26 protein-coding genes are annotated in these 26,407 nt (G+C 45.6%); 14 read left to right on the forward strand and 12 right to left on the reverse strand.

Annotated elements, in window-relative coordinates:
• Positions 1-33: 33 nt before the first annotated feature.
• The 3 genes from fldA to ACF8OV_RS15595 all read right to left on the reverse strand — a co-directional run bounded on the left by fldA (position 34) and on the right by ACF8OV_RS15595 (position 1,717).
• Positions 34-567: a flavodoxin FldA gene (gene fldA / locus ACF8OV_RS15585; RefSeq protein ID WP_015296391.1), complete on the reverse strand. Its 534-nt coding sequence runs from the start codon at positions 565-567 to the stop codon at positions 34-36.
• A 48-nt stretch (positions 568-615) separates the two neighbouring features.
• Complete coding sequence (locus ACF8OV_RS15590; protein ID WP_005461613.1) at positions 616-837, reverse strand: DUF2788 domain-containing protein; 222 nt, start codon at positions 835-837, stop codon at positions 616-618.
• Between the two features lie 112 nt (positions 838-949).
• Positions 950-1,717, reverse strand: a complete 768-nt coding sequence (locus ACF8OV_RS15595) for an alpha/beta fold hydrolase (protein ID WP_203505135.1) — start codon at positions 1,715-1,717, stop codon at positions 950-952.
• 92 nt (positions 1,718-1,809) lie between these two features.
• Here ACF8OV_RS15595 and seqA point away from each other — a divergent pair, with 92 nt between their 5' ends.
• Positions 1,810-2,352: a replication initiation negative regulator SeqA gene (gene seqA, locus ACF8OV_RS15600; RefSeq protein ID WP_025500211.1), complete on the forward strand. Its 543-nt coding sequence runs from the start codon at positions 1,810-1,812 to the stop codon at positions 2,350-2,352.
• A 94-nt stretch (positions 2,353-2,446) separates the two neighbouring features.
• Positions 2,447-4,093, forward strand: a complete 1,647-nt coding sequence (gene pgm / locus ACF8OV_RS15605; protein ID WP_025508494.1) for a phosphoglucomutase (alpha-D-glucose-1,6-bisphosphate-dependent) — start codon at positions 2,447-2,449, stop codon at positions 4,091-4,093.
• Between the two features lie 64 nt (positions 4,094-4,157).
• Here pgm and ACF8OV_RS15610 read toward each other — a convergent pair whose 3' ends face one another.
• Positions 4,158-4,928, reverse strand: coding sequence for a DUF1853 family protein (locus ACF8OV_RS15610; protein WP_075110759.1), 771 nt, complete (start codon positions 4,926-4,928; stop codon positions 4,158-4,160).
• Between the two features lie 137 nt (positions 4,929-5,065).
• Here ACF8OV_RS15610 and ACF8OV_RS15615 point away from each other — a divergent pair, with 137 nt between their 5' ends.
• The gene (locus ACF8OV_RS15615) at positions 5,066-5,824 is read left to right on the forward strand and encodes a Nif3-like dinuclear metal center hexameric protein (RefSeq protein WP_021449633.1); all 759 of its coding nucleotides are present in this window, start codon (positions 5,066-5,068) and stop codon (positions 5,822-5,824) included.
• A gap of 81 nt (positions 5,825-5,905) precedes the next feature.
• Here the strand turns inward: ACF8OV_RS15615 and ACF8OV_RS15620 are convergent, their stop codons facing one another.
• Positions 5,906-7,195 (reverse strand): citrate synthase, encoded by a 1,290-nt coding sequence (locus tag ACF8OV_RS15620; RefSeq protein WP_005455487.1) that lies wholly within the window; start codon positions 7,193-7,195, stop codon positions 5,906-5,908.
• A 395-nt stretch (positions 7,196-7,590) separates the two neighbouring features.
• Between ACF8OV_RS15620 and sdhC the strand changes: the two genes are divergently transcribed.
• The 8 genes from sdhC (at position 7,591) to sucD (ending at position 17,275) form a co-directional block, all read left to right on the forward strand.
• On the forward strand, positions 7,591-7,983 hold the full coding sequence (gene sdhC, locus ACF8OV_RS15625) for a succinate dehydrogenase cytochrome b556 subunit (protein WP_005496079.1): 393 nt from the start codon (positions 7,591-7,593) through the stop codon (positions 7,981-7,983).
• The gene (sdhD, locus tag ACF8OV_RS15630; protein WP_005455480.1) at positions 7,977-8,321 is read left to right on the forward strand and encodes a succinate dehydrogenase, hydrophobic membrane anchor protein; all 345 of its coding nucleotides are present in this window, start codon (positions 7,977-7,979) and stop codon (positions 8,319-8,321) included. Before sdhC ends, sdhD begins: the two co-directional genes overlap by 7 nt.
• A complete protein-coding gene (gene sdhA, locus ACF8OV_RS15635) occupies positions 8,322-10,088 on the forward strand; it encodes a succinate dehydrogenase flavoprotein subunit (protein WP_005455465.1) in 1,767 nt (588 codons plus the stop codon). It abuts the gene before it with no gap.
• Between the two features lie 14 nt (positions 10,089-10,102).
• Positions 10,103-10,813 carry a succinate dehydrogenase iron-sulfur subunit gene (locus ACF8OV_RS15640; protein WP_005455467.1) on the forward strand — a complete coding sequence of 237 codons (711 nt, stop codon included), beginning with the start codon at positions 10,103-10,105 and terminating at the stop codon, positions 10,811-10,813.
• Positions 10,814-10,982: 169 nt separating this feature from the next.
• The gene (gene sucA / locus ACF8OV_RS15645) at positions 10,983-13,808 is read left to right on the forward strand and encodes a 2-oxoglutarate dehydrogenase E1 component (protein ID WP_392404384.1); all 2,826 of its coding nucleotides are present in this window, start codon (positions 10,983-10,985) and stop codon (positions 13,806-13,808) included.
• Between the two features lie 28 nt (positions 13,809-13,836).
• Positions 13,837-15,042: a 2-oxoglutarate dehydrogenase complex dihydrolipoyllysine-residue succinyltransferase gene (gene odhB, locus ACF8OV_RS15650; RefSeq protein WP_005455502.1), complete on the forward strand. Its 1,206-nt coding sequence runs from the start codon at positions 13,837-13,839 to the stop codon at positions 15,040-15,042.
• Between the two features lie 194 nt (positions 15,043-15,236).
• Positions 15,237-16,403 carry an ADP-forming succinate--CoA ligase subunit beta gene (gene sucC / locus ACF8OV_RS15655; protein WP_005496074.1) on the forward strand — a complete coding sequence of 389 codons (1,167 nt, stop codon included), beginning with the start codon at positions 15,237-15,239 and terminating at the stop codon, positions 16,401-16,403.
• Entirely contained in the window at positions 16,403-17,275 is an 873-nt protein-coding gene (gene sucD / locus ACF8OV_RS15660; protein ID WP_005486020.1) for a succinate--CoA ligase subunit alpha, read from the forward strand. The genes sucC and sucD overlap by 1 nt, the downstream gene beginning before the upstream one ends.
• Before the next feature lie 59 nt (positions 17,276-17,334).
• Here sucD and purN read toward each other — a convergent pair whose 3' ends face one another.
• Both purN and purM read right to left on the reverse strand, forming a co-directional pair.
• The gene (gene purN / locus ACF8OV_RS15665) at positions 17,335-17,982 is read right to left on the reverse strand and encodes a phosphoribosylglycinamide formyltransferase (RefSeq protein WP_053315620.1); all 648 of its coding nucleotides are present in this window, start codon (positions 17,980-17,982) and stop codon (positions 17,335-17,337) included.
• Between the two features lie 130 nt (positions 17,983-18,112).
• Complete coding sequence (gene purM, locus ACF8OV_RS15670; protein ID WP_025632486.1) at positions 18,113-19,153, reverse strand: phosphoribosylformylglycinamidine cyclo-ligase; 1,041 nt, start codon at positions 19,151-19,153, stop codon at positions 18,113-18,115.
• Positions 19,154-19,333: 180 nt separating this feature from the next.
• Between purM and upp the strand changes: the two genes are divergently transcribed.
• On the forward strand, positions 19,334-19,960 hold the full coding sequence (gene upp, locus ACF8OV_RS15675) for a uracil phosphoribosyltransferase (protein WP_005457783.1): 627 nt from the start codon (positions 19,334-19,336) through the stop codon (positions 19,958-19,960).
• Between the two features lie 107 nt (positions 19,961-20,067).
• On the opposite strand, the gene ACF8OV_RS15680 is transcribed toward upp, so the two are convergent.
• Positions 20,068-21,321, reverse strand: a complete 1,254-nt coding sequence (locus ACF8OV_RS15680) for a uracil-xanthine permease family protein (RefSeq protein ID WP_005457676.1) — start codon at positions 21,319-21,321, stop codon at positions 20,068-20,070.
• Between the two features lie 429 nt (positions 21,322-21,750).
• On the opposite strand from ACF8OV_RS15680, the gene ACF8OV_RS15685 reads away from it, so the two are divergent.
• A complete protein-coding gene (locus ACF8OV_RS15685; RefSeq protein WP_015297127.1) occupies positions 21,751-22,953 on the forward strand; it encodes a DUF2066 domain-containing protein in 1,203 nt (400 codons plus the stop codon).
• A gap of 68 nt (positions 22,954-23,021) precedes the next feature.
• Here the strand turns inward: ACF8OV_RS15685 and ACF8OV_RS15690 are convergent, their stop codons facing one another.
• From ACF8OV_RS15690 to ACF8OV_RS15705, 4 genes are read right to left on the reverse strand one after another with little or no spacing between them, the layout of a single operon-like run.
• On the reverse strand, positions 23,022-23,465 hold the full coding sequence (locus tag ACF8OV_RS15690; protein WP_005457718.1) for a DUF2069 domain-containing protein: 444 nt from the start codon (positions 23,463-23,465) through the stop codon (positions 23,022-23,024).
• Between the two features lie 52 nt (positions 23,466-23,517).
• Entirely contained in the window at positions 23,518-24,090 is a 573-nt protein-coding gene (gene wrbA / locus ACF8OV_RS15695) for an NAD(P)H:quinone oxidoreductase (RefSeq protein WP_005457725.1), read from the reverse strand.
• Positions 24,091-24,441, reverse strand: a complete 351-nt coding sequence (arsC, locus tag ACF8OV_RS15700) for an arsenate reductase (glutaredoxin) (RefSeq protein WP_060657366.1) — start codon at positions 24,439-24,441, stop codon at positions 24,091-24,093.
• 16 nt (positions 24,442-24,457) lie between these two features.
• Positions 24,458-25,909: a M48 family metallopeptidase gene (locus ACF8OV_RS15705; protein ID WP_015297125.1), complete on the reverse strand. Its 1,452-nt coding sequence runs from the start codon at positions 25,907-25,909 to the stop codon at positions 24,458-24,460.
• A gap of 260 nt (positions 25,910-26,169) precedes the next feature.
• Here ACF8OV_RS15705 and ACF8OV_RS15710 point away from each other — a divergent pair, with 260 nt between their 5' ends.
• Positions 26,170-26,406: a sulfurtransferase TusA family protein gene (locus ACF8OV_RS15710; RefSeq protein WP_023624344.1), complete on the forward strand. Its 237-nt coding sequence runs from the start codon at positions 26,170-26,172 to the stop codon at positions 26,404-26,406.
• Position 26,407 lies beyond the last annotated feature (1 nt).

A 26,407-nucleotide genomic window follows, 5' to 3' on the forward strand; every position in this document is an offset into this window, starting at 1 on the left:
GACCTCCAATCGGAGGTCTTTTATAATACTTACTTAGCCTTCTAGCTCAGCTAGGCACATTTCTTCGTAAATCTGCTTAACCCAGTTTTCGACGCGTTGGTCAGTCAACTCAGGTTGACGGTCTTCATCAATACATAGACCTACGAATTGGCTTTCGTCGCCTTCTACAAGTGCTTTTGAAGCTTCAAACTCGTAGCCTTCAGTTGAAGTATGGCCAAGAATTGTGCCGCCTTTAGACTCAACGATGTCACGCACTGTACCCATCGCATCGCAGAAGTATTCTGCGTAGTCTTCTTGGTCGCCACAGCCGAAGATAGCCACTAGCTTAGTAGAGAAATCGATCTGCTCAAGTTCAGGGAAGAAATCATCCCAATCACATTGTGCTTCGCCGTAGTACCAAGTAGGGATACCTAGAAGAAGAAGATCAAAGTTATCAATGTCTTCTTTGCTGCTTTTCGCGATGTCTTGAACGTGAACTAGATGTTTGCCTAGTTGCTTTTGAATCATCTTTGCAACGGCTTCAGTATTACCTGTGTCGCTACCGAAGAAGATACCTACACTTGCCATAGAGTCTATACCTTTACATTGTTTGTTATGGGCAATGGTACTGAGGGTTTAACCTAACCCCGAGCCTTCCCAAGTGAGCTGAATAATGCCTTTTGCAATAAAGCCAGCACAGCCTAGGAAAAGGACTAACCATACAATACGACGACCAAAAACAGGTACATTGCCTTGCTTTAGCACATCTTTTATTGCCATCCCGATGAAAAAGAAGATAGCAGCAAAAAGAAGATCGAGCCCAATAGACTCGAGCATATCCATATAGTCGTAAAGCATTTTAGTCCTTCATGCCGAAAAATCTTGGGCGCACTATACCACTGTTACACAGTATTGTTAATGCACTACAAGGAGGGTTATTTCAATAATCTATTGTTGCTTTTCGAATTTGTTAACTCGAAATGTATTTCCGGATCACTCGCATCACTTCAGCGGGTTTTTCTGCGTGTAACCAATGGCCAGTGTTGGCAATAATGTGTGCTTTAGCTTGTTTGAATTGTCGTTGTACTGACGGTTGGTGCTCTGGCATTAAGTAGTCCGAATCTCCGCCTTTAATGAAGAGTGTCGGGATCTCGGTAGGAGCAATATCTTGCCAACCAATGATCTCAGCATAGTTATTTAATAAACTGTCGACGTTAAATCGCCAAGCCATATGGTCTTCATTTTTAAACAGAGATTTTGAGAGAAATTGTCTAACGCCATCCATCTCAATGTGTTGAGCTAAGATTTCTAACGTTTGTTGACGGTTCGCAGGTTTTTCTTTGATAACGGCCAGCAAACCATCAAATACGTTGTCGTGACGATTGGTCTGGTAAGCTACTGGAGCCATGTCCAATACGACCAACTGTTTCACAAGATTTGGTGCTATATCAGCGAGTTTCATCGCGACTTTACCGCCCATTGAATGGCCGACGATTATCGATGGCTCAACGTTTAAGTGCTGAAGAAGCGTCGCGACATCTTGTGCCATGTCAGTGTAGTTATGAGTATCAGAGTGGAAAGAGAGACCGTGATTGCGTAGGTCGATACTGATCACTGAGTGATCTTCAACAAGATCACGAGCCAATAGGCCCAGATTACTTAAACTACCAAACAATCCGTGAATCAAAACAACTGTTTGGCCTTGGCCTTCCTGCTTATAGTTGAGTAATGCTGACATTTTATCTTATTCGTGATGGGTTTAACGTGGAGTATCCGAAAGGATCTCGTTATAATCCCCCAGAGTTTAAACATTGAGAATGTGAAAAGCGAATGAAAACAATTGAGGTTGATGAGGATCTATACCGTTACATTGCTAGCCAAACTAAGCATATCGGTGAAAGCGCCTCGGATATTTTGCGACGCCTTTTAAACCTTGATGGTCAGTTGCAGGTAGCAGAATCGGTACCAGCAGTAGAGAAGCCACAAGGGATTGTAGTAAGTAAAGATGCGGGCAAAGCAGAATCTATTGATGTAGTGAAAGAGATGCGTTCGCTGCTAATTTCTGATGAGTTTGCCGGTCTAAAAAAAGCGATTGATCGCTTTATGTTAGTACTATCGACCTTACATAAGTTAAATCCAGAAGGCTTCGCACAAGCGACAAACGTAAAGGGACGCAAACGCGTTTACTTTGCAGACAATGAAGAAACCTTACTGGCCAATGGTAACACCACCAAGCCTAAAGCCATTCCAGGTACGCCGTTTTGGGTTATCACAAACAACAATACCAGTCGTAAGAGACAAATGGTTGAACAAGTGATGACGCACATGGAGTTCCAACCTGACTTGATAGAAAAAGTAACAGGTTCAATCTAAGAAACCTGATAGAAGCCTCATAATGCGTCGCAGTTAGCGGATATTATGAGGCTTTTTTGTAATTTTATTATTTTTAAAAGAAAGGATGTCAAACATGGCTATGCACCCTCGTGCTGGGCAAAAAGCGCAGCAGGAAGATCTCCATAATATTCCAGCGTTAGTTGCAAACTACTTCTTACTTCAGCCTGATGCTAATAATGCGGAACATAAGGTTCAATTCGGTACTTCTGGTCACCGTGGCACAGCAGACAAGCAAACTTTTAATGAAAACCACATTCTTGCTATCGCACAAGCAGTTGCAGAAGTACGTGCCAAGCAGGGGACTACAGGGCCGTTGTTTGTGGGCAAAGATACCCACGCGTTGTCAGAACCTGCGTTTTCAAGCGTAATCGAAGTTTTGATTGCGAATGGTGTAAAAGTCATCGTACAGCAGGATAATGGCTACACACCAACACCTGGCATTTCTCACGCTATTTTAACTTACAATCTAAAGCATGATGAGAAAGCGGATGGCATCGTTATCACACCGTCTCATAATCCACCACAAGATGGCGGTATTAAGTACAATCCAACACATGGTGGTCCAGCAGAAGCTGAATTGACTCAAGCGATTGAAGATCGTGCGAACGAGATCATTGCTGGTGGCCTAAAAGATGTGAAGCGTCTAGCGCTAGCAGAAGCGAAAGCATCTGAGCTATTCGTAGAGATGGATTTGGTGAAGCCTTACATCGATGACTTAGTAAATGTTATCGATATGGAAGCGATCCAGAAATCGAAGTTGAAAATTGGTGTGGATCCACTTGGTGGCAGCGGCATTGATTACTGGCGTCAAATCGGCCAAGCATACAACTTAGATCTGACCTTGGTCAGCGAAGCGATTGACCCATCATTCCAGTTCATGTCGCTTGATAAGGACGGCGTGGTTCGTATGGACTGTTCTTCTCCATACGCAATGGCTGGTCTGCTAGCCCTGAAAGATGAATACGATCTTGCGTTTGGTAATGATCCAGACTATGACCGTCATGGTATCGTGACGCCGAAAGGTTTGATGAACCCGAACCATTTCTTAGCGGTTTGTATCGACTACCTATACCGTCATCGTGAGGCGTGGGGTAAAGATGTTGCTGTTGGTAAGACGCTGGTTTCAAGTGCACTTATCGACCGAGTAGTAGCAGACTTAGGTCGCGAACTGTGTGAAGTGCCTGTCGGCTTCAAGTGGTTTGTCGATGGCCTTTACACTGGCAAGTTTGGTTTTGGTGGTGAAGAGAGCGCAGGTGCCTCTTTCCTACGTAAAGATGGAACACCATGGTCAACAGACAAAGACGGCATCTTACTATGTTTGTTAGCGGCTGAGATTACTGCGGTAACGGGTAAAAACCCACAAGAGTACTACGAAGAGCTTGCCGCTAAACACGGTGAGTCTAAGTACAATCGTATTCAAGCGGTAGCGAATGGACCTCAAAAAGATGTGTTGAAGAAACTGTCGCCAGAAATGGTTGCAGCAGAAACACTGGCAGGTGATCCGATTACGGCGCGTCTAACACACGCTCCTGGTAACGGTGCGGCGATTGGCGGATTAAAAGTGACGACTGAAAATGGTTGGTTTGCTGCTCGTCCATCGGGTACGGAAGACATCTACAAAATCTATTGTGAGAGCTTCAAGGGTGAAGAACACCTCAAACAAATTGAAACTGAAGCACAAGAAATTGTGAATCAAGTATTTGCAGCTGCAGGTTTGTAATTAAACCTACTCTGACAAAAAGGCGACCAGATGGTCGCCTTTTTTACAACTCGTCGTTAACTCTCTATTTATGAGCGTTTGGATTTTGTGGCCAATTATCTGGCACGATAAACCAGAACTCGCCATCTGCTGTTTGTGCATGCTCAAATCGCTCCATTGGTTTTTCAATCGGCTGAGAAAAATCATCCGTACCAATAGCCCAGTTGGGTTTGCTTAAGTGGTAAAGCGGTTTATTGATCAAACTCCATTGGCTTTGATAACACCAATATCCACTGATTTGCCTTGGATTGAGAGCAAAGCCTAAGCACTCTTTCGGTGGTACTTCATTAGAAAATGGATTGATGTAAAGTCGCCCTTGCATCAACAAGCGTTCCTTTGGAGACTGATCCAGAGGAAGCATTTGTCTAAATTCAGGCCTTTCGCTCATTTTCAATTGGTGGGAGAGCATTCTATCCAGTTTTGTATGCAATTGATCGTGCGCGTTAGGGCCATACCAAACACCTTCATGTAAAAGATAAAACTTAATCGCTACTTCCCAATGTTCTAGTTGGTCCAATGTTCTATTTTTGAGTATGAGATCTATCGCACCAATGGTTTTTCCGTCGCTATCGTTGAGTTGAATTTCTTCTGCAAGAATTTCATATTCTTCTGAATTAGCAAGTGCAGCGGTACATAAATGCTGATACAAAAAACCCAGTCTCGGGTTCCCTTGGTACTCTTCAGATTCATCCAGAGGTTTAATCGATAAGTCTTCCAATGTAGCAAAAGGAGGGAGCAACTGAAAAAGAGGAGGAGAAGATGTGATCCATTGATAAAGACGTTGCAGTTGATTCATCCTGATTCCTTAGTGATGTTGATAAAGCAGCGAGCCTCGTTATTGTAACTAAATTTGGTTAGTAGAATAGGGTAGCTAGCATCAGTGTCATAGTTCGATATACACTTTGAGGTACTCGCTCGAAATTGGAAGTGATAATGAATAATTTACAGTTAGAAAAGATTCTTAACAGCAAACTCTCGCCCGAGTTAATTAAAGATTACGCGCCAAATGGCTTACAGGTTGAAGGCTGTCCACAGATCAAGCGCGTAGTTACTGGAGTAACTGCTTCTCAAGCATTAATTGATAAAGCGATTGAACTCAGAGCCGATGCGTTATTGGTCCACCATGGTTATTTTTGGAAAGGGGAGCCAGAACCCATTCGCGGTATGAAAGGTAAGCGCATTCGTAGCCTAATTAAAAGTGACATTAATCTGTACGGCTACCATCTACCGCTCGACATTCATCCTGAACTTGGTAACAACGCAGAGCTTGCTCGTCTTCTTGATATTGAAATCGACGGTGGGTTAGAAGGTCATCCGCAGTCTGTCGCCCTATTTGGACGCTTGAAAAAACCGATGACTGGTTCTCAATTTGCGAGCAAGATCAACCAAGCACTTAATCGAGAGCCTCTACATATCGCTCCAGATAATGCGGAGAAAATGATCGAAACCGTTGGTTGGTGTACTGGCGGTGGACAAGATTTCATTGAACTTGCGGTTCAGCATGGATTAGATGCGTTCATTTCTGGCGAAATTTCGGAGCGAACAACTTACACCGCTCGTGAGATGGATATCCACTATTTTGCTGCGGGTCACCATGCAACAGAGCGTTATGGCATCAAAGCACTTGGTAAGTGGTTAGCCGATGAATACGGTTTAGATGTCGAGTTTGTGGATATTGATAATCCAGTGTAGCGTGTATTTTTATCGTTAAAACTAAAAAGGGTTGAGACTTACATCTCAACCCTTTTGTTTATTTGATAACTCTAGTAACGATTATTCGCGCTCATGAAGCGGCGAAAATTCACGTTGCGTTTCGCCTTTGTAAAGCTGACGTGGACGACCGATACGGTTTAGTGGATCGCTGTGCATCTCGTTCCAGTGGGCAATCCAACCAATAGTACGAGAAATCGCGAAGATAACCGTAAACATTGATACAGGAATACCGATCGCTTTCAGAATGATACCTGAATAGAAATCTACGTTCGGGTACAGTTTCTTAGAAACAAAGTATTCGTCAGAAAGAGCGATACGCTCAAGTTCCATTGCTACATCCAGCAGAGGATCTTTAATGTTCAGCTCTTTTAGAACTTCGTGACATGTTTCGCGCATTACGGTCGCACGTGGATCGTAGTTCTTGTAAACACGGTGACCGAAGCCCATCAAACGGAATGGGTCATCTTTATCTTTCGCACGTTCCACGTATTCTGGAATGTTATCCACGCTGCCGATTTCTTCTAGCATCTTCAGACATGCTTCGTTTGCGCCACCGTGAGCTGGGCCCCAAAGTGATGCGATACCAGCGGCAATACATGCGAATGGGTTTGCACCAGAAGAACCTGCTAAACGGACTGTTGATGTCGACGCGTTTTGCTCGTGATCTGCGTGAAGTGTGAAGATTTTATCCATCGCACGAGCAACAACAGGGTTCACTTCATACTCTTCGCATGGGTTAGCAAACATCATGTGTAGGAAGTTTTCCGCGTAGCTCAAATCGTTGCGTGGGTAGATAAATGGCTGACCAACAGAGTATTTGAAACACATTGCAGCCAGAGTTGGCATTTTAGATAGCAGACGATAAGCCGCAATTTCACGGTGCTCGTCGTTATTGATATCAAGTGAATCGTGGTAGAAGGCTGCAAGAGCACCAACCACACCACACATTACTGCCATTGGGTGAGCATCACGACGGAAGCCATGGAAGAAGCTTGCGATTTGCTCGTGTACCATTGTGTGACGAGTAACAGTCGTTTTGAATTGCTCGTATTGTTCTCGGGTAGGGGCTTCACCGTAAAGAAGGATGTAACATACTTCTAGGTAATCTGCGTTATTGGCTAATTGATCAATCGGGTAACCGCGGTGCAAAAGAATACCTTTGCCGCCATCGATGTAAGTGATTGATGATTCACAAGATGCAGTGGCAAGAAAACCTGGGTCAAAAGTAAAGTAACCATTGGCTCCCAGTTTACGAACGTCAATTACAGGTGTACCTAGCGTACCGTCCATAATTGGCAGTTCGATTGGCGCTTGACCTTCAACATGAAGGGTCGCTTTCTTATCCGCCATAACAATCTCCTTTGTTTATTATTTAATCCGTCCAGGATGTTTATGTGCCATTTTTGTACTGTTGTTAAAGCTTAAAGTCAATTTTTCTCCATCTTTGTGTGCACTTGTTATGATTTTTCTCATGAAAATCGTTAAAAATCTGTTCTATGTAGCATAATTTGTTACACCAATTGTATTAGAATGTTGCTCGCCGTATATTGGCAAAGAAAATTTTAGTTAAATCCTTATAAATTCGGGGCTAGAAACAAAAGTGAGGTTTGTTTGTGGACTCCGATTGTTAACAAAGTGTTTACAATTATCTCTGAGCTTATTGTGATAATTTGTTAATCAAATGTTAACTTTTGTACGTTTGGAAGCTGAAATTGGTTATAACAATAAATGCTCAATGGAGCTGAGTGAGCAAGCCCGTGAAAGAAAGAAAGTCAAGACCTGTTAATTTAGATTTACAGACCATTCGCTTTCCTATCACAGCAATCGCATCGATCCTGCACCGTGTGTCTGGGGTAATTACGTTTGTTGCGGTGGGTATATTACTTTGGTTACTGTCCATTTCTCTGTCATCCCCTATGGGTTTTATGGAAGCCGCAGATATCGTTGATGGCTTCTTCGTAAAATTCATCCTGTGGGGTATCCTGACTGCACTTGCCTACCACATCGCTGGTGGTATTCGTCATTTGCTGATGGATCTAGGTCATTTTGAAGAACTAGATTCAGGCGCGATGAGCGCGAAAGTTGCCTTTGGTGCAACTGCAGTATTATCACTATTGGCGGGGATCTTGGTATGGTAAAACACGTATCTTCATTTGGTCGTAATGGTGTACACGATTTCCTACTGATTCGTGCAACAGCCATCATTATGACGCTATACACGATTTATCTGGTTAGCTTCTGTGCATTTTCAGATATCTCTTACGCATCATGGACCCAATTCTTTGGTGGTACTTTCACCAAAGTCTTCACCATGTTGGCGCTTGCATCTGTTCTGATTCATGCATGGATCGGTATGTGGCAAGTGTTCACCGACTACATTAAGTGCGCGAAACTTCGTGGTGCACTTCAACTTGGTGTAATTGCCGTTTTATTCGGTTATGTCTTCTCTGGTCTATTTATTCTGTGGGGTGCGTAAGTGTCTATTCCAGTTCGTGAGTTTGATGCCGTAGTAATCGGCGCTGGTGGTGCAGGTATGCGCGCTGCACTACAAATTTCGGAACAAGGCCTTTCTTGTGCTTTGTTGTCTAAAGTATTCCCAACCCGTTCTCATACTGTATCTGCTCAAGGCGGTATCACAGTTGCGCTTGGTAACTCGCATAAGGACGATTGGCAATGGCACATGTACGACACAGTAAAAGGTTCTGATTACATTGGTGACCAGAACGCGATTGAATACATGTGTAAAAATGGTCCTGAGTCAGTTATCGAGCTAGAAAAAATGGGTCTTCCATTCTCTCGTTTTGATAACGGTACAATCTACCAACGTCCATTCGGCGGTCAGTCAAAAGAGTTTGGTGGTGAGCAGGCGGCGCGCACAGCAGCTGCAGCAGACCGTACAGGTCACGCTCTTCTTCATACGCTTTACCAACAAAACGTCAAACATAAGACAACCATCTTTTCTGAATGGTACGCTTTGGATCTTGTGAAAAACCAAGATGGCGCAATCATGGGTTGTACTGCGATCTGTATGGAAACGGGTGAAATCTGTTACTTCAAATCGAAAGCAACAATTCTAGCTACTGGTGGTGCAGGTCGTATTTACGCATCGACAACTAACGCGCACATCAACACGGGTGATGGCGTTGGTATGGCACTTCGTGCAGGCGTTCCAATGCAAGACATGGAAATGTGGCAGTTCCACCCAACGGGTATTGCTGGCGCGGGTGTTCTTGTGACAGAAGGCTGTCGTGGTGAAGGTGGTTACCTTCTAAACAAAGACGGCGAACGCTTTATGGAACGTTACGCTCCAAACGCGAAAGACCTTGCTGGTCGCGACGTTGTTGCTCGCTCTATGATGATTGAAATCCGTGAAGGCCGCGGTTGTGATGGCCCTTGGGGTCCACATATCAAGTTGAAACTTGATCACCTTGGCAAAGAAGTACTTGAATCACGTTTGCCAGGTATCTGTGAACTGTCTCGTACATTCGCACACGTTGATCCAGTGAAAGAACCAATTCCAGTAATTCCAACTTGTCACTACATGATGGGTGGTGTTCCAACTCAAGTTTCTGGTCAAGCGATTAAGCAACTTGCGGATGGCAGCGAAGCGGAAGTTCAAGGTCTATACGCTTGTGGTGAAATTGCTTCTGTATCTGTACACGGTGCAAACCGTCTAGGTGGTAACTCACTACTAGACTTGGTGGTATTTGGTCGTGCAACAGGCCTACACCTAGGTGAGACTCTTGCTGCTCAAGTTGAAGCTCGCCCTGCAACTGAATCAGACATCGAAGCTTCTCTAGCGCGCACTATGCGTTGGGAAAACAGCACTGGTGGCGAAGATCCAGTACAAATCCGTAAAGACCTACAACGCTGTATGCAAAACAGCTTCTCGGTATTCCGCGAAGGTGATGCAATGGCGACGGGCCTAGAAGAGTTGAAGGTAATTCGTGAACGTTTGAAAGATGCTCACTTAGCCGACAAATCTTCTGAGTTCAACACGCAACGTATTGAGTGTCTAGAACTAGATAACCTGATGGAAACCGCGTTCTCAACAGCAGTTGCAGCAAACTACCGTACAGAAAGCCGTGGTGCTCATGCTCGCTTCGACTTCCCTGAGCGTGATGATGAGAACTGGCTATGCCACTCTATCTACAACCCGGAAACCGAAGCGATGACAAAGCGTGATGTAAACATGACGCCAGTACACCGTGACGCGTTCCCACCGAAAGTACGTACATACTAAGGGAGGATATGATTATGAAACTGAACTTCTCTTTGTACCGTTACAACCCGGACGTAGATACTAAGCCTTACATGAAAGAGTACACACTTGAGGTAGACGAAGGCTCAGACATGATGGTGCTTGATGCATTGATTCTGCTAAAAGAGCAAGATCCAAGCATCGCATTCCGTCGTTCTTGTCGTGAAGGTGTGTGTGGTTCTGATGGTTTGAACATGAACGGCAAAAATGGTCTGGCATGTATCACTCCATTATCGGCTCTACAAGGTGACAAGATCGTCATTCGTCCTCTACCGGGTCTACCTGTAGTGCGCGATCTTATCGTTGACATGACGCAGTTCTATGATAACTATGCGAAAGTTAAGCCTTTCTTAATTGATGACGGTGCTCTACCGCCATCACGCGAGAACCTGCAATCTCCAGATGAGCGTGCGCATTTGGATGGATTGTACGAATGTATCATGTGTGCATGTTGTACAACTTCTTGTCCGTCATTCTGGTGGAACCCAGATAAGTTTATTGGCCCTGCAGGCCTACTTGCGGCTTACCGCTGGTTGATTGATAGCCGAGATACGGCAACAGATGAACGTTTGTCTGATCTTGATGATGCATTTAGCGTTTTTCGTTGCCATGGCATCATGAATTGTGTAAGTGTTTGTCCTAAGGGACTAAATCCGACGAAAGCCATCGGTCACATTAAGTCGATGCTGGTGAATCGCTCGGTTTAATTACTCGCAAGCCATAAAGTTGCAGTAAAGTGAGCACGCAACGTACTGACTTTGCTGCGGCCTTCAAGCACGAGTAAAAGGATACTAAAATTGCCGGCTATTTCGGTCGGCTTTTATTAGCTCGGCGTAAGACCGAAGCAAACGTGAAAACTACTGGTTAAGGGAAAATATGCACAACGGCGTGATGAAGGCATGGCTCGAGTCTTCACACTTGGCTGGCGCCAATGCAACGTATGTAGAGGACCTCTACGAACTGTATCTAAGTGATCCCGATCTGGTAAGTGAGGAGTGGAAACGTGTTTTTGAGGGCTTGCCTAAGCCATCAGAAGAAGTGGCAGAACAGCCGCATTCACGTGTCCGTGACTACTTCCGACGACTCGCTAGAGAAACAAAGCATTACAATGTCCAAGTTAGTGACCCAGATGTCGATGCAAAACAAGTAAAAGTTCTACAGCTTATCAACGCATACCGCTTCCGCGGACACGAGGCTGCAGAATTGGATCCACTAGGTCTGTGGCAACGTCCACCTGTGGCGGAGCTAGACCCAGCATTTCATAATCTTACCGAAGACGACTTCGAAGAAACTTTCAACGTAGGTTCTTTTGCTGTTGGGCAAGAAACCATGAAGTTGAAAGACATCTACGCAGCCCTCAAGAAAACTTACTGCGGTTCCATCGGTGCTGAATACATGCACATGACTGACACAGAGCAAAAGCGTTGGATCCAACAACGTCTTGAGTCTGTCGTAGGCCAGCCATCATTCAACCAAGATGAAAAACGCACGTTCCTTGAAGAGTTGACTGCAGCGGAAGGCCTTGAGCGTTATTTAGGCGCAAAATTCCCTGGTGCGAAGCGATTCTCTCTAGAAGGTGGTGATGCGCTTATCCCAATGACGAAAGAACTGATTCGTCATGCGGGTAAGAGTGGCATGCGTGAAGTGGTTATTGGTATGGCTCACCGTGGTCGTTTGAACATGCTGGTGAACGTACTGGGTAAGAAACCACAAGATCTATTTGATGAGTTCGCGGGTAAGCACGATGAAACGTGGGGTACCGGTGACGTTAAATACCACCAAGGTTTCTCTGCAGACTTCGCAACTCCTGGTGGCGATGTTCACTTAGCGCTTGCGTTTAACCCATCTCACTTAGAAATCGTAAACCCAGTGGTTATCGGTTCCGTGCGTGCACGTCAAGACCGTTTGGGTGACAACCACTGCAGCAAAGTTCTTCCTATCACTATTCATGGTGACTCTGCGATTGCTGGCCAAGGTGTAGTGGCTGAAACGTTCAACATGTCACTTGCTCGTGGTTTCTGCGTTGGCGGTACGGTTCGTATTGTTGTAAACAACCAGGTTGGCTTTACAACGTCTAACCCGCGTGACACTCGATCAACCATGTATTGTACTGACATCGCTAAGATGGTTCAGGCGCCGATTTTCCACGTTAACGCCGATGATCCAGAAGCGGTTGCTTTTGTTACTCGCATTGCCTTGGATTACCGCAACGAGTTCAAGCGTGACGTCGTGATTGATTTGGTCTGTTACCGTCGTCATGGTCACAACGAAGCGGATGAACCGAATGCGACTCAGCCGTTGATGTACCAAAAAATCAAAAAGCACCCAACTCCTCGTAAACTGTACGCCGATGTTCTGATTGATAAGAATGAGTCGGATATTGAAACTGCAACGCAGTTGGTGAACGAGTATCGTGATGCACTTGACCGCGGTGAAGTCGTGGTGAAAGAGTGGCGTCCGATGGCATTGCATTCTGTAGACTGGTCTCCTTACTTGGGACACGAGTGGGATATGCAATGGGAGGCGACCTACGATAAGCAACGCCTTGTCGAGTTAGGTAATCGTTTATGTCAGTACCCGGAAAGCCACAAGCTGCAAAGCCGAGTAAACAAGCTGTACAACGATCGCTTAGCAATGATGACAGGTGAGAAGGCTATTGACTGGGGTATGGCTGAAACATTGGCTTACGCGACATTGGTAGACGATGGTAAGCGTATCCGTATTTCTGGTCAGGACTCAGGTCGTGGTACTTTCTTCCATCGTCACTCAGTTCTTCACAACCAATCAGATGCAAGCACTTACATCCCGCTAGCGAATATCCATGACAAGCAGGGGCCTTTCCAAGTTTTTGACTCTGTGTTGTCGGAAGAAGCTGTTCTTGCATTTGAGTACGGTTATGCAACAGCTGAACCTGGCGGTTTGACCATTTGGGAAGCGCAGTTTGGTGACTTCGCTAACGGCGCACAAGTGGTTATTGACCAATTCATTTCGTCTGGTGAGCAAAAGTGGGGACGTTTGTGCGGCCTGACGATGCTTCTGCCTCATGGTTACGAAGGCCAAGGTCCGGAGCACTCATCTGCTCGTCTAGAGCGTTACCTTCAATTGTGTGCTGAGCAAAACATGCAGGTCGTTGTACCATCAACGCCAGCTCAGGTGTACCACATGATTCGTCGTCAAGTAGTACGCCCAATGCGTCGACCATTGATTGTAATGTCTCCTAAATCATTGCTTCGTCATCCTCTTTGTACTTCGACTCTAGAAGACCTTGCAGAAGGTACGTTCCAAGCAGCGATCCCTGAAGTGGATAACTTGGAGCCAAGCAAAGTGAAACGCGTCGTGTTCTGTTCGGGTAAGGTGTATTTCGACCTTCTTGAGCAGCGTCGCAACAACGAGCAAGAAGACGTAGCAATCGTGCGTATTGAGCAGCTTTACCCATTCCCGATGGAAGAAGTACAAGCGGCTATTGCTCAATACACTAACGTTGAAGACTTCGTGTGGTGTCAGGAAGAGCCTCAGAACCAAGGTGCTTGGTACTGTAGCCAACATAACTTCCGTGCCGCTATTCCTGCAGGTGCAGATCTTAAATACGCAGGTCGCCCAGCTTCTGCTTCGCCAGCAGTTGGCTACATGTCGGTGCACTTGAAACAACAAAAAGCGTTGGTTGAAGACGCTCTGAACGTGAACTCAAAAACTTCGGACTAAGAACTAGAAGTTAAAGGAAGAAACAGATATGACAATTGAAATTCTGGTTCCAGATTTACCTGAATCAGTTGCTGATGCAACCGTGGCGACATGGCACAAACAACCAGGCGACACCGTAGAGCGTGATGAAGTTCTGGTTGATATTGAAACTGACAAAGTTGTACTAGAAGTGCCAGCTCCAGAAGCCGGCGTTTTAGAAGCCATTCTTGAAGTAGAAGGTGCAACAGTACTTTCAAAGCAACTTCTTGCTAAATTGAAAGCTGGCGCTGTTGCGGGCGAGCCAACCGCAGACAAAACAGAAGCAACAGAAGCTTCTCCAGATAAGCGTCACAAAGCGACACTGACTGAAGAAAGCAATGATGCACTTAGCCCTGCCGTTCGTCGTCTACTTGCGGAACATGGTCTAGAAGCACACCAAGTTAAAGGTACTGGTGTTGGCGGTCGTATTACTCGTGAAGATATCGAAGCGCATCTAGCAAACGCTAAAGCGGCTCCAAAAGCTGATGCTCCAGCAGTTGAAGCACCAGCAACCGCTCGTAGTGAGAAGCGTGTGCCAATGACTCGCCTACGTAAGACGGTTGCAAACCGCCTGCTGGAAGCGAAAAACAGCACCGCAATGCTAACGACGTTTAACGAAGTGAACATGAAGCCAATCATGGATCTTCGTAAGCAATACAAAGACCAGTTCGAAGAGCGTCACGGTATTCGTCTTGGCTTCATGTCTTTCTATGTGAAAGCAGTGACAGAAGCACTAAAACGTTACCCAGAAGTAAATGCATCAATCGATGGTGATGATATCGTTTACCACAATTACTTTGACATTAGCATGGCGGTATCAACGCCACGTGGTCTAGTAACTCCAGTGCTAAAAGATTGTGACAAGCTTGGTTTTGCAGATGTTGAAAAAGGCATCAAAGAGCTAGCGATCAAAGGTCGTGATGGCAAGTTAACAGTAGATGAGTTGATGGGGGGTAACTTCACTATCACTAACGGTGGTGTGTTCGGTTCTCTAATGTCTACGCCTATCATCAACCCACCGCAATCGGCAATCCTTGGTATGCATAAAATCCAAGAACGCCCGATGGCAGTAAACGGTAAAGTTGAAATCCTACCGATGATGTACCTAGCGCTATCTTACGACCACCGTTTGATCGATGGCCGTGAGTCAGTTGGCTTCCTAGTAACGATTAAAGAGCTACTAGAAGATCCAGCGCGTCTCCTATTAGACGTTTAATATCGCTAAAACGTCTAGTTACCTTGGGTGGCTAGACGTTGAAAATTTCAATGGCTAGACTAGCTCAACGTCTGGCCTTCATTTGAATCACTCAGTGATTTACTTGAGAAGACCCTACAGACGTACAAGCAGCCAAGACTGCAGCGTTATGGAAATAATAAATCCCTCAAGGGAAAAACAAACGGAATATCGAAATGAATTTGCATGAATACCAAGCCAAACAGCTGTTTGCAGAATTCGGTTTGCCTGTGCCAGAAGGCTACGCATGTGATACACCACAAGAAGCGTTTGAAGCAGCAGGCCGTATCAGCACAGCAAAGAAAGTAGTCAAGTGTCAGGTTCACGCTGGTGGCCGCGGTAAAGCGGGTGGCGTAGAGCTTCACGACACTAAAGAAGGTGTAAAAGAGTTTGCGCAAAAGTGGCTAGGTAAAAATCTAGTAACTTACCAAACAGATGCAAATGGTCAGCCAGTTACAAAAATCCTTGTTGAAGAAGCGTCAAACATTGCCAACGAACTTTACTTAGGTGCGGTAGTTGACCGTGCTAGCCGTAAGATCGTTTTCATGGCTTCTACAGAAGGCGGTGTGGAAATCGAAAAAGTTGCGGAAGAAACGCCGGAGCTAATCCACAAAGCAGCCATCGATCCACTAGTAGGCCCTCAAGCTTACCAAGGTCGTGAGCTTGCGTTCAAACTTGGTCTTGAAGGTGACCAAATCAAACAATTCGTTAAGATCTTTATGGGTCTTGGCACTATGTTCTCTCAGTACGACCTTGCTCTACTAGAGATCAACCCGCTTGTGATTACTGCTGAAGGCAACCTGCTATGTCTTGACGGTAAGATCAACATCGACTCAAACGCACTTTACCGTCAGCCTAAGCTACGTGAAATGCACGATCCATCACAAGAAGATGAGCGTGAAGCGCACGCAGCTCAATGGGAACTGAACTACGTAGCACTAGATGGCAACGTTGGCTGTATGGTTAACGGTGCAGGCCTAGCAATGGGTACGATGGATATCGTAAACCTACACGGCGGCAAACCAGCGAACTTCCTAGATGTAGGTGGCGGCGCAACTAAAGAACGCGTTGCTGAAGCATTTAAGATCATCCTATCTGATGACAACGTGAAAGCGGTACTCGTAAACATCTTCGGTGGTATCGTTCGTTGTGACATGATCGCAGAAGGTATTATCGGTGCAGTTAAAGAGGTAGGTGTAAACGTACCGGTTGTTGTTCGTCTAGAAGGTACTAACGCAGACCTAGGTCGCGAAGTGCTTGCTAATTCTGATGTTGATATCATTGCTGCTGAGTCGCTAACGGATGCTGCTCAGAAAGTTGTTGCTGCTGCGGAGGCTAAATAATGTCTGTATTAATTAACAAAGACACTAAAGTAATCTGTCAGGGTTTCACTGGTGGTCAAGGTACTTTCCACTCAGAGCAAGCTATCGCATACGGTACGCAAATGGTTGGTGGTGTGTCTCCAGGTAAAGGTGGCCAAACTCACCTAGGTCTACCTGTATTCAACACAGTACGCGAAGCAGTAGAAGCAACTGGTGCAACTGCAACAGTAATCTACGTTCCAGCACCTTTCTGTAAAGATGCAATCCTAGAAGCGATTGATGCGGGTATCGAGCTAATCGTAACCATCACTGAAGGTATTCCTACAACAGATATGATCGACGTGAAAGTGAAGCTAGAAGAAACTGGCGTTCGTATGATCGGTCCTAACTGTCCGGGTGTTATTACTCCAGATGAGTGTAAGATCGGTATCATGCCTGGTCACATCCACAAGAAAGGTAAAGTAGGTATCGTATCACGCTCTGGTACTCTAACTTACGAAGCTGTTAAACAAACTACAGATGAAGGCTTCGGTCAGTCTACGTGTGTTGGTATCGGTGGTGACCCAATCCCAGGTTCAAACTTCATTGATATCCTGAAACTGTTCCAAGAAGACCCAGAAACTGAAGCGATCGTAATGATCGGTGAAATCGGTGGCACAGCAGAAGAAGAAGCTGCAGCGTTCATTAAAGAGAATGTAACTAAGCCAGTTGTTTCTTACATCGCTGGTGTAACTGCACCTCCAGGTAAACGTATGGGCCACGCTGGTGCGATTATCTCTGGTGGTAAAGGTACTGCAGAAGACAAATTTGCTGCACTAGAAGCGGCAGGCGTTAAGACGGTTAAGTCTCTAGCAGACATCGGTCAAGGTCTACGTGAAGTAACTGGTTGGTAATTTCTGACTCGTAAAATAAAAAGCCTGGCATTGCCAGGCTTTTTTGCGTTAAAAAGTACTTATTCTTCTTCAGCGGCTGCGTAGCCATGAGGACCGAGTTCTTTGCCATCTAACCAAGCTTTGCCATCTTGCATGATTAAACGCTCTTCAACGAGCCACTTAGTCACGATAGGGTAAATGGAGTGCTCTCGAGTTTGTACACGCGCAGCGAGTGCTGCAGCATCATCATCTTCAAATACTGGCACTTTTGCTTGCAGAACTACGGGACCGCCGTCTAACTCTTCTGTGACAAAGTGAACACTTGTGCCGTGCTCTTTGTCTTTGGCGTCAATCGCGCGCTGGTGGGTGTGTAAACCCGGGTATTTAGGTAGAAGAGAAGGGTGAATGTTGATCATCTTACCGAGATAGTGCGAAACAAATGCACCGCTAAGAATGCGCATGTACCCTGCAAGAACGACAACATCGGGCTGATACTTGTCAATTTGTTGCATCAACTCGGCATCGAATGCCTCGCGTGACTCGAACGCTTTAGGGTCAACAAAGTGGCCATCAACACTAAACTGTTTTGCACGTTCTAGACCGTATGCGTCAGATTTATTAGAAAATACTGCTGCAACGTGTGCGTTAGGCATGCTGTTTTCACAAGCTTCTAAAATGGCTTGTAAGTTACTGCCGTTACCTGAAATTAGGACCACGATGTTTTTCATGATGTTGGGACTGCCTTGATATTGTAGGTTCTATAAATTTACCTACTATTAGAATGGTTTTCGATGTTCCAGATAGCAGAATGAGGACGTGGCGTCCTCATTCATTTTATTTTTTAGCGTGATTCACAAGTTAGTTGATTTCAACTTGCTCTTCATTTGCTTCTGCTTGAGCAATTTCACCAATCACCCATGCGTTTTCGCCTTCTTCTTTAAGAAGTGCAACCGCCGCGTCTGCTTGGTCTTTTGGTAGTGCAACGATTAGACCAACACCACAGTTGAACGTACGGTACATTTCGTGTGTTTCAACGTTGCCTTTCTCTTGCAGCCATTTGAAAATGATTGGCCATTCCCAGCTGTTACCGTCGATAACGGCTTTTGTGCCTTCAGGCAGTACGCGAGGGATGTTTTCCCAGAAACCACCACCCGTAATGTGAGAAATCGCGTGGATATCGTGTTTCTCAATCATCTTAAGTGCGGATTTGATGTAAATCTTCGTTGGTTCTAGTAGGTGCTCACCGATAGTGCGACCTGCTAGCTCTTCGTTTTTATCTGCGCCAGAAACTTCTAGAATCTTACGGATCAGTGAGTAACCGTTTGAGTGTGGACCGCTTGAGCCGACAGCGATAAGTGCGTCGCCTGCTGCTACTTTAGTGCCGTCAATCACGTCTTCTTTTTCCACTACGCCTACACAGAAACCCGCAACGTCGTAGTCTTCGCCTTCGTACATGCCTGGCATTTCAGCGGTTTCGCCACCGATAAGTGCACAACCAGCTTGAACACAGCCATCAGCGATACCAGAAACCACGTCTGCTGCTGTGTCTACATCTAGCTTGCCAGTCGCGTAGTAATCTAGGAAGAATAGGGGCTCGGCACCTTGAACGATTAGGTCGTTTACACACATTGCCACTAGGTCGATGCCGATAGTGTCGTGCTTGTTCATATCCAGTGCTAGGCGAAGTTTTGTGCCTACACCGTCAGTACCAGAAACCAGTACAGGTTGTTTGTATTTGGTTGGCAATTCGCATAAAGCGCCAAAACCACCGATACCACCCATCACTTCAGGGCGACGAGTACGTTTCACCGCACCCTTAATACGATCTACAAGCGCATTGCCTGCATCAATATCGACACCAGCGTCTTTATAGCTAAGAGAAGAGTTGTTACCACTCACAGGGAAGTCCTCGGTATTTAAGTTGGATATGAAAACGGCGCTATTCTACCAGTGGTTAAATACAGATAGCAAACGTTTGCGTCTGTTTTTTTCTTTAGTGATATATCCTGAAATCCCTGTGAAAATCATGTATAATCTGAAGGTTTGTTTAAATATTGCCAACTATAGCCGGAGATGGACATGAAAGTTGTTGAAGTAAAGCACCCTCTTGTAAAACACAAAATTGGTCTAATGAGAGAAGGTGATATCAGCACAAAGCGTTTTCGTGAGTTAGCGACAGAAGTCGGTAGCCTACTTACTTACGAAGCGACAGCAGACTTTGAAACAGAGAAAGTAACCATTGAAGGTTGGAACGGTCCGGTAGAAGTTGACCAAATCAAAGGTAAAAAAGTAACAGTAGTGCCAATCCTACGTGCAGGTCTAGGTATGATGGATGGCGTTCTTGAGCACATGCCAAGCGCTCGTATCAGTGTTGTTGGTATTTACCGTGATGAAGAAACACTTGAGCCAGTACCTTACTTCAACAAGCTAGCGTCTAACATTGATGAGCGTATTGCTCTAGTTGTTGACCCAATGCTAGCAACTGGCGGTTCTATGATCGCTACTATCGACCTACTAAAAGAGAAAGGCTGTCAGTCAATTAAAGTTCTTGTTCTAGTTGCTGCTCCAGAAGGTATTGAAGCACTAGAAAAAGCGCACCCAGACGTTGAGCTTTACACTGCGGCAATCGATGAGAAGCTAAACGACAAAGGCTACATCGTTCCTGGTCTTGGTGATGCAGGTGATAAGATTTTCGGTACTAAGTAATTAGTTACTCCGAATAAAAAAAGGCTTGGTTTTCACCAAGCCTTTTTTGTTGCTGTTTATTTATTTAGAAAGGTTAAAGTGCGCCACTTAAAAGTCACACAGTCGAATTACTTCGCGCTTTCTTCTTCCATTTGAGCGTTATCAACCACGTGGTTTTCACCAAGGTCGTGTGGCAGCACTAGGTTAAGAAGGATTGCCACGATACCACATAGGCTTACACCTTGTAGGCTGAACTCGCCGATACCGAAAGCCATACCACCGATACCAAATACCAGTGTTACTGCAACGATCACTAGGTTACGAGACTTGTGTAGATCAACGTTGTTTTTAATCAGCGTATTCAAACCGACGGTTGCGATAGAACCGAACAGAAGAATCATGATGCCGCCCATTACTGGCACAGGAATGGTTTGCAGAATCGCACCTAGCTTACCTACCAGCGCAAGAACAATAGCGGTAATGGCAGCCCAAGTCATGATCACTGGGTTGAAAGCTTTGGTCAGCATTACCGCGCCTGTTACTTCACTGTAAGTAGTGTTTGGCGGCGCACCAACCATTGATGCTGCAATTGTCGCGATTCCGTCACCCGCGATAGTGCGGTGTAGGCCTGGTTTCTTCAGGTAGTTTTTACCCGTTACATTAGAGATAGCCAACATGTCACCCACGTGCTCTACCGCAGGAGCGATTGCAACTGGGATCATGAATAGAATCGCGTTGATGTTGAACTCAGGCATGGTGAAGTTGGGCATTGCAAGCCAAGCTGCTTGAGCCACAGGTGTAAAGTCAACCACACCGTAGAATAGGGATACTGAATAGCCCGCCAAAATACCACCCACGATAGGAACCAGTTTTAGGAACCCTTTTGCGAACACGCTAAGTGCAATCGTCGTTAGCAGCGAAACCGCAGAGATAATGACCGCAGCATCGCCATTTACTAACTGAACCGCACCGTCGCCCGTTTTACCTACCGCCATGTTGACTGCCGTTGGCGCAAGGCCAAGGCCGATAACCATGATCACTGGGCCAACTACAACCGGTGGCAAAATCTTATGGATAAACCCTACACCACGCACTTTGATCATTGCGCCAAGCGCAACGTAAACCAAACCTGCCGCCATCAAGCCGCCCATAGTTGCACCAATACCCCAAGTTTGGATACCGAACATAATAGGAGCAATAAACGCAAAAGAAGAGGCAAGGAAGATTGGGACAGAACGTTTAGTGATTAATTGGAAGAGGAGAGTACCGACACCGGCACCAAAGAGGGCTACGTTTGGATCGAGACCAGTCAGAAGCGGCACGAGCACGAGAGCACCAAAAGCGACAAAGAGCATTTGAGCGCCTTGTAACGCATTTTTCATAATAATTCCCTATTTCAAAGATACGCAGACAAATCCGACGAATTCTATCATCCTGCAATCGTTTGCAACGTTGCTTAGATCAAACTTTCGAATGAATTTATCATCCAAACGAATGTTTTGAGAGTTGGTTGCTTGCAAAATGGACGATTTTACGAGTCCAAATTAAGCCATTCAAAGAATATCGATGTGCTGTGAGCTAATAAGCGCTCTTTAAAATGAAGCTTCAAGAGCAATGAATATCAGGTTTTATGTCTTTCAATTTGCATCGATATGAGTTCATGTTGGTGGGGTAACGTTAATTAATCACCTAGTGATGCAAAAAACGGCATTAACTTGGTCAAACTACAAACAATTCACTCAGTACGCGCCTTGCTCAAGATTTGATAGTTGCTTATTATGCGGGTTCTTGTTTAGAGGATTATGAAAACTATGCGCTATTTAGCTCTCTTACTGATCGGTTGGTTGTCCCTGCCGGTGTATGCATTAACTCAGGTAGATATCTATCGTGCCGAAGTGGTTATCGACAGTGAGCAGAACGACGGTGAGTCTGCGGCTCGTGAACAAGGTATGAAAGATGTGATTGTTCGAGCGACTGGTTCTCAATCTTCTCTAAGCAACCCTGTTATCCAAAAGGCGCTGAGTTCTAGCTCTCGCTATATTTCTCAGCTTGGGAAAAGCCAAGTTGATGGTAAAGCAAGTCTTAAAATGTTGTTTAACAGTGGGCAAATTCAATCACTTTTGACTCAAGCTCAGTTGCCTTCATGGTCACCGAATCGTGCCAACATTTTGGTTTGGCTGGTGGAAGAGCAAGATTACGACCGCGCAATTGCATGGGAACATTCTGATTCTGCCAACGTTGCTGCGTTGAAAAAAGCAACGGAAGCTCGTGGCCTTCCAATTACGATTCCTGTTGGGGATTTTGACGATGTCACGGGCGTGAACACGTCAGATCTTTGGGGCGGTTTCATTGAACCGATTAGCCAAGCCAGCCAGCGTTACCCAGCGGACGCGGTATTAATTATTCGTGCGCAAGGCGAGCAGATTCGTTGGACTTTGTATGACCAAGCGCCTGCAAAGATTATTGATGCGCAAACTTCTCCACGCAGCGGGTCGGCAACAGGTGCAGACGCTATTTCCGCAATGGTGGATGGTATCGCTGATTACTACGCAAGTAAAAACGCCGTTGTTGTCTCAGGCAAGTCTTCTAAAGCCGTGAATGTGAAAGTGTTAAATGTAACGTCTGCTGCTGATTTCTTCCGTTTAGAAAATGCACTTACCAAATTGAATTCAGTGGCGGGCACAGAAATCAAGCGTGTACAAGGCAGTGAGTTAACGCTGACTATTCATTTGCTTGCTTCACAACAAGCATTTGAGCAAGAGGCTTCGTCTATCTCACAATTGATGGAATTTGAAGATCCACTCGGTGACGTTGAAGAAGTGACGCCATCGGAAGAGCAATCGGTAGAAACTCTACCTTCAGAGGCTCAAGCTATAGAAGGGCAACCAAAAACGGTGGTTCAAGCCGTTGAGGAAACTGTGCCAGCAGTGCAAGTACAACAACCTGTTGTGATTCCTCAAGTGCAAGATCAATACGATCTGATTTATGAGTGGAATTCTACTTCGCAAAGTTAATCCGCGTTTGAGCATAGAATAAAGAAAGAGTCGCAATTGCGACTCTTTTTGTTTTTGAATCAGAGAAGTTATTTATTGAACTTCGCTTTTTCTTCTTTTTCTACTTGTGACAAGCGTTTGAGCTTAAGGCCTAGCTCCTTTCCTCGAGCACGAGCAAACAAAATATTGCCAGCAAAACCAAGAGAGGTAAGCACCAGCTCAACCGCTGCCAACCACCGTTCACCACCGTCCACATACAAGATAGTGAGGGCGTGCAAGAAATACAGCATCAAGACAAAGTTCGCCCATGCATGCGTGTAAGGTTTGCCCGCTAAGATGCCAGGTAACGGTAGCAATAACGGAATACACCATGCAATCGCGAGTGTTGTGCTACTCAGATGAGGGTGAGGAGATAAAGCGAGTTGCCAAATCGCGACCCATGCTAATAAAGCTAAGTTGCCGAACAAAGCGAGGTAGCGATACGTTTTTGCTTGAGCACCAAGAGGTGGTTGCTCTTCGAAAGAGTCAGACATCGATTCTCTATCCTTGAATTGATACCAATTCTACTGATTATTAATACTGGTATTAGTGACAAGCTTTGAGCTTTAACGCTGCTGTTGCTAGTCGTTTACCTAATTGTTGTGCCAGGCGAGTCTCCTCCGCTGTGAGACTTGGTTCGTGTCCTACACTGCTGGCACCGTAGGGTGTGCCACCAGATTGGGTCGAATGCAGCTCTGGTTCAGCGTAAGGAATACCAAGTACCATCATCCCGTGATGCAGTAATGGCGTCATCATACTTTGAAGTGTGGTCTCCTGACCGCCATGCATCGAAGATGATGAGGTAAATACACAAGCTGGCTTATCGATTAAGTCACCGCTAACCCACAAAGGGGTGGTTTGATCCCAAAAGTGCTTTAAAGGCGCTGCCATATTGCCAAACCAAACGGGACTACCGAACGCTAGACCGTCGCACTTTTTCAGTTCCTCTAGAGTAACAATTGGATCGGAAGGGGTATGTGAGTGAGGTGACAATTCTTCAACTGTACGCAAAATTGCTTGGCATTGAGGAGTCGATTCGACTCCTCTTGCTATCTGTCTTGCCAGTTGTTTTGTTGAGCCATGACGGCTGAAGTACAAAATAAGGATCTGGCAATCCATTTATAGAATATCCAACACTTGCTCTGGTGGGCGACCAATTTTAGCTTTGCCGTTTGCTACAACAACTGGACGTTCGAACAATTTTGGGTTTTGCGCCATCGCTTCGAACAATTGTTCGTCACTTACTGATGCTTCGCCTAAACCAAGTTCTTTGTAAACGTCTTCTTTTGTACGCATCATTTCACGTACTGATGAGAAACCGAGTTGAACGTATAGCGCTTTTAGTTCATCCACATTTAGTGGCGTGTCTAGGTATTTTACGACTTCCGGTGTAACACCATTTTGCTCAAGTAACTCAAGAGTTTGACGGCTCTTTGAGCAACGTGGGTTGTGATAAATCACGACTGACATGGTTTTCTCCATTTCGTTATTGTAATGCCATGAATCGATCTCGTTGGATCATGAGTTGGTCGATACGAGCATCGTATCGCGCTTGTTCTAAGCTACCCAATTCGGCCATTTTACTTGCTTCACTGTAATATTGAATCGCTTTATTCCAGTTTGCTCTTAGTGCCAGAATTTCCGCGCGTGCTGCAAGCTCTTCATCACTACGTCCAAGGGCATGATAGCCTTTCGATAATAGCTGCCAGCCATTGCTATCTTCTGGGTTATCGTGTGTATAACGCTGAAGCGTACGCACAGCTTGGTCATTTTGGTTCGCTTCAAGCAACGCGTTGGCGTAGTTAATGGTTAATACTTTGTTTTGAGGATTACGCTTTAGCGCACTATTTAGCAACTCAACGGCTTTTTGTGGCTGTTTTTTCTCGATGTATAGATCGGTCATTGCATCTAAATAGAATGGGTTTCCCGGATCTTGCGCTAACAGCTTTTTCAAAATCGGTTCTGCTTGTAATAAGCGTTTGTTGTCCAGATGAACCAGCGCTCGGCCGTAATCAAATGACGGCATGATGTCCGCTGAAGCTTTCTTTTGAGTACGCTCAAACCAACCTAGTGCGGCTTGTCCGTCGATACCGGCATATCGCGCCACAATGCGCGCGCGCGCCAAATGGTAATCGATAGAAGGTGCAATGCGCATTGGGGGATAGGCTTGTGCACGTTGACGGCTATCTGCTACACGGTCTTCTGGTAAAGGGTGAGTCAGTAGCATTGGTGGCGGTTTGCTCGCGTAGCGGTATTCATCGGCTAAACGGCCAAAGAAACGCGGCATTGCTTGCACATCAAATCCTGCTTTCGCCAAGGTTGCGATGCCGAAGCGGTCGGCTTCTTTCTCGTTTGAGCGAGTGTAGTTGATTTGGCTTTGCATGTTGCCTGCTGTTGCGGCGGTAATCGCTGCCATGCCAGCTTCTGGTGAAGCAATCGAAAGTAACAATGCACCAGCAAGCGCGGCTAAAGTCGCTGGAGAGCGCCTTGCTTGGTCTTCCATACTGCGCGCTAGGTGGCGCTGTGTTACGTGTGCAATTTCGTGCGCGACAACGGATGCGAGTTCACTTTCGCTACGAGCATGAAGAAATAGCCCTGAGTGCAATGCAACGTAACCGCCAAAAAAGGCAAAGGCGTTGATATTACGATCACGAATCATGAAGAAGTGGAACGGCGTTTTTACATCGTTCGCGTTGGCCACGAGGCGGTGTCCGAGGGAATCGATATATTCGTTGATGACCGGATCGTTGACGATAGGCTTACTGGCTCTGAGCATGCGCATGTACGCGTCGCCATAAATCAACTCTTGGTCTATAGAAAGCGTGCCGCCAGCTGCCGTACCAATATCAGGCAAGTCGATGCTATTGGCGTAAGTTGTTGGTGAACTGATTGCAGCGGCAAGGCACAAACAAACGAGCGAGCGAGTGCGTTTTAACATACGGTTTAAAGATTCTCCAAAATACCTAAGTACGTGGTTGGAGGTCGAGTACCTCACAACATCACCACTATACTTTATGGTCATCCTCTAGGATGAATAGGCTAGCACTAAGACCAAAAATAAATGAATTGGTTTCGTAAATTGTTTTATATCCGAGTCATTTCAGCATGCGGTCAAATCATGTCAGAAGTGCTAGCACCAGCTCAAAAAGCCGTTACAATACAACCCTATCATAAGTGCAGAGCAATACAATGGAATCCATGTTACTTGATTTGCGCGAGCAACGCTGCCCAATGGCGCTGTTACTTGCCAAGCGTCACGCTGCTGAGGTCTTTCAGGATGAAGAATCGCAGTATCATCACCTTGTCATTCAAGTGGTGGATAACAGCTCTAAACGAGACATTGTGAATTACCTTCGTACCCAAGGGTACGTGGTTGATTGCCAATCTACACCAGAGCACTACACATTGACTGTTTTCAATAAGGAATCCGCATAAG

Origin of the sequence: Vibrio sp. GLN_1 (genome assembly GCF_043106015.1) — a bacterium.
GTDB lineage: Bacteria > Pseudomonadota > Gammaproteobacteria > Enterobacterales > Vibrionaceae > Vibrio > Vibrio parahaemolyticus.

Coding starts and splice junctions, on each gene's coding strand:
- ACF8OV_RS15685 (WP_015297127.1), top strand. CDS start 21,751: ATGCGCTATTTAGCTCTCTTACTGATCGGTTGGTTGTCCCTGCCGGTG.
- odhB (WP_005455502.1), top strand. CDS start 13,837: ATGACAATTGAAATTCTGGTTCCAGATTTACCTGAATCAGTTGCTGAT.
- ACF8OV_RS15615 (WP_021449633.1), top strand. CDS start 5,066: ATGAATAATTTACAGTTAGAAAAGATTCTTAACAGCAAACTCTCGCCC.
- ACF8OV_RS15610 (WP_075110759.1), bottom strand. CDS start 4,928: ATGAATCAACTGCAACGTCTTTATCAATGGATCACATCTTCTCCTCCT.
- ACF8OV_RS15680 (WP_005457676.1), bottom strand. CDS start 21,321: ATGAAAAATGCGTTACAAGGCGCTCAAATGCTCTTTGTCGCTTTTGGT.
- ACF8OV_RS15705 (WP_015297125.1), bottom strand. CDS start 25,909: ATGTTAAAACGCACTCGCTCGCTCGTTTGTTTGTGCCTTGCCGCTGCA.
- fldA (WP_015296391.1), bottom strand. CDS start 567: ATGGCAAGTGTAGGTATCTTCTTCGGTAGCGACACAGGTAATACTGAA.
- ACF8OV_RS15710 (WP_023624344.1), top strand. CDS start 26,170: ATGTTACTTGATTTGCGCGAGCAACGCTGCCCAATGGCGCTGTTACTT.
- arsC (WP_060657366.1), bottom strand. CDS start 24,441: ATGTCAGTCGTGATTTATCACAACCCACGTTGCTCAAAGAGCCGTCAA.
- wrbA (WP_005457725.1), bottom strand. CDS start 24,090: ATGGATTGCCAGATCCTTATTTTGTACTTCAGCCGTCATGGCTCAACA.
- seqA (WP_025500211.1), top strand. CDS start 1,810: ATGAAAACAATTGAGGTTGATGAGGATCTATACCGTTACATTGCTAGC.
- purN (WP_053315620.1), bottom strand. CDS start 17,982: ATGAAAAACATCGTGGTCCTAATTTCAGGTAACGGCAGTAACTTACAA.
- sucD (WP_005486020.1), top strand. CDS start 16,403: ATGTCTGTATTAATTAACAAAGACACTAAAGTAATCTGTCAGGGTTTC.
- sucA (WP_392404384.1), top strand. CDS start 10,983: ATGCACAACGGCGTGATGAAGGCATGGCTCGAGTCTTCACACTTGGCT.
- ACF8OV_RS15595 (WP_203505135.1), bottom strand. CDS start 1,717: ATGTCAGCATTACTCAACTATAAGCAGGAAGGCCAAGGCCAAACAGTT.
- ACF8OV_RS15590 (WP_005461613.1), bottom strand. CDS start 837: ATGCTTTACGACTATATGGATATGCTCGAGTCTATTGGGCTCGATCTT.
- sdhD (WP_005455480.1), top strand. CDS start 7,977: ATGGTAAAACACGTATCTTCATTTGGTCGTAATGGTGTACACGATTTC.
- ACF8OV_RS15690 (WP_005457718.1), bottom strand. CDS start 23,465: ATGTCTGACTCTTTCGAAGAGCAACCACCTCTTGGTGCTCAAGCAAAA.
- pgm (WP_025508494.1), top strand. CDS start 2,447: ATGGCTATGCACCCTCGTGCTGGGCAAAAAGCGCAGCAGGAAGATCTC.
- sucC (WP_005496074.1), top strand. CDS start 15,237: ATGAATTTGCATGAATACCAAGCCAAACAGCTGTTTGCAGAATTCGGT.
- ACF8OV_RS15640 (WP_005455467.1), top strand. CDS start 10,103: ATGAAACTGAACTTCTCTTTGTACCGTTACAACCCGGACGTAGATACT.
- ACF8OV_RS15620 (WP_005455487.1), bottom strand. CDS start 7,195: ATGGCGGATAAGAAAGCGACCCTTCATGTTGAAGGTCAAGCGCCAATC.
- upp (WP_005457783.1), top strand. CDS start 19,334: ATGAAAGTTGTTGAAGTAAAGCACCCTCTTGTAAAACACAAAATTGGT.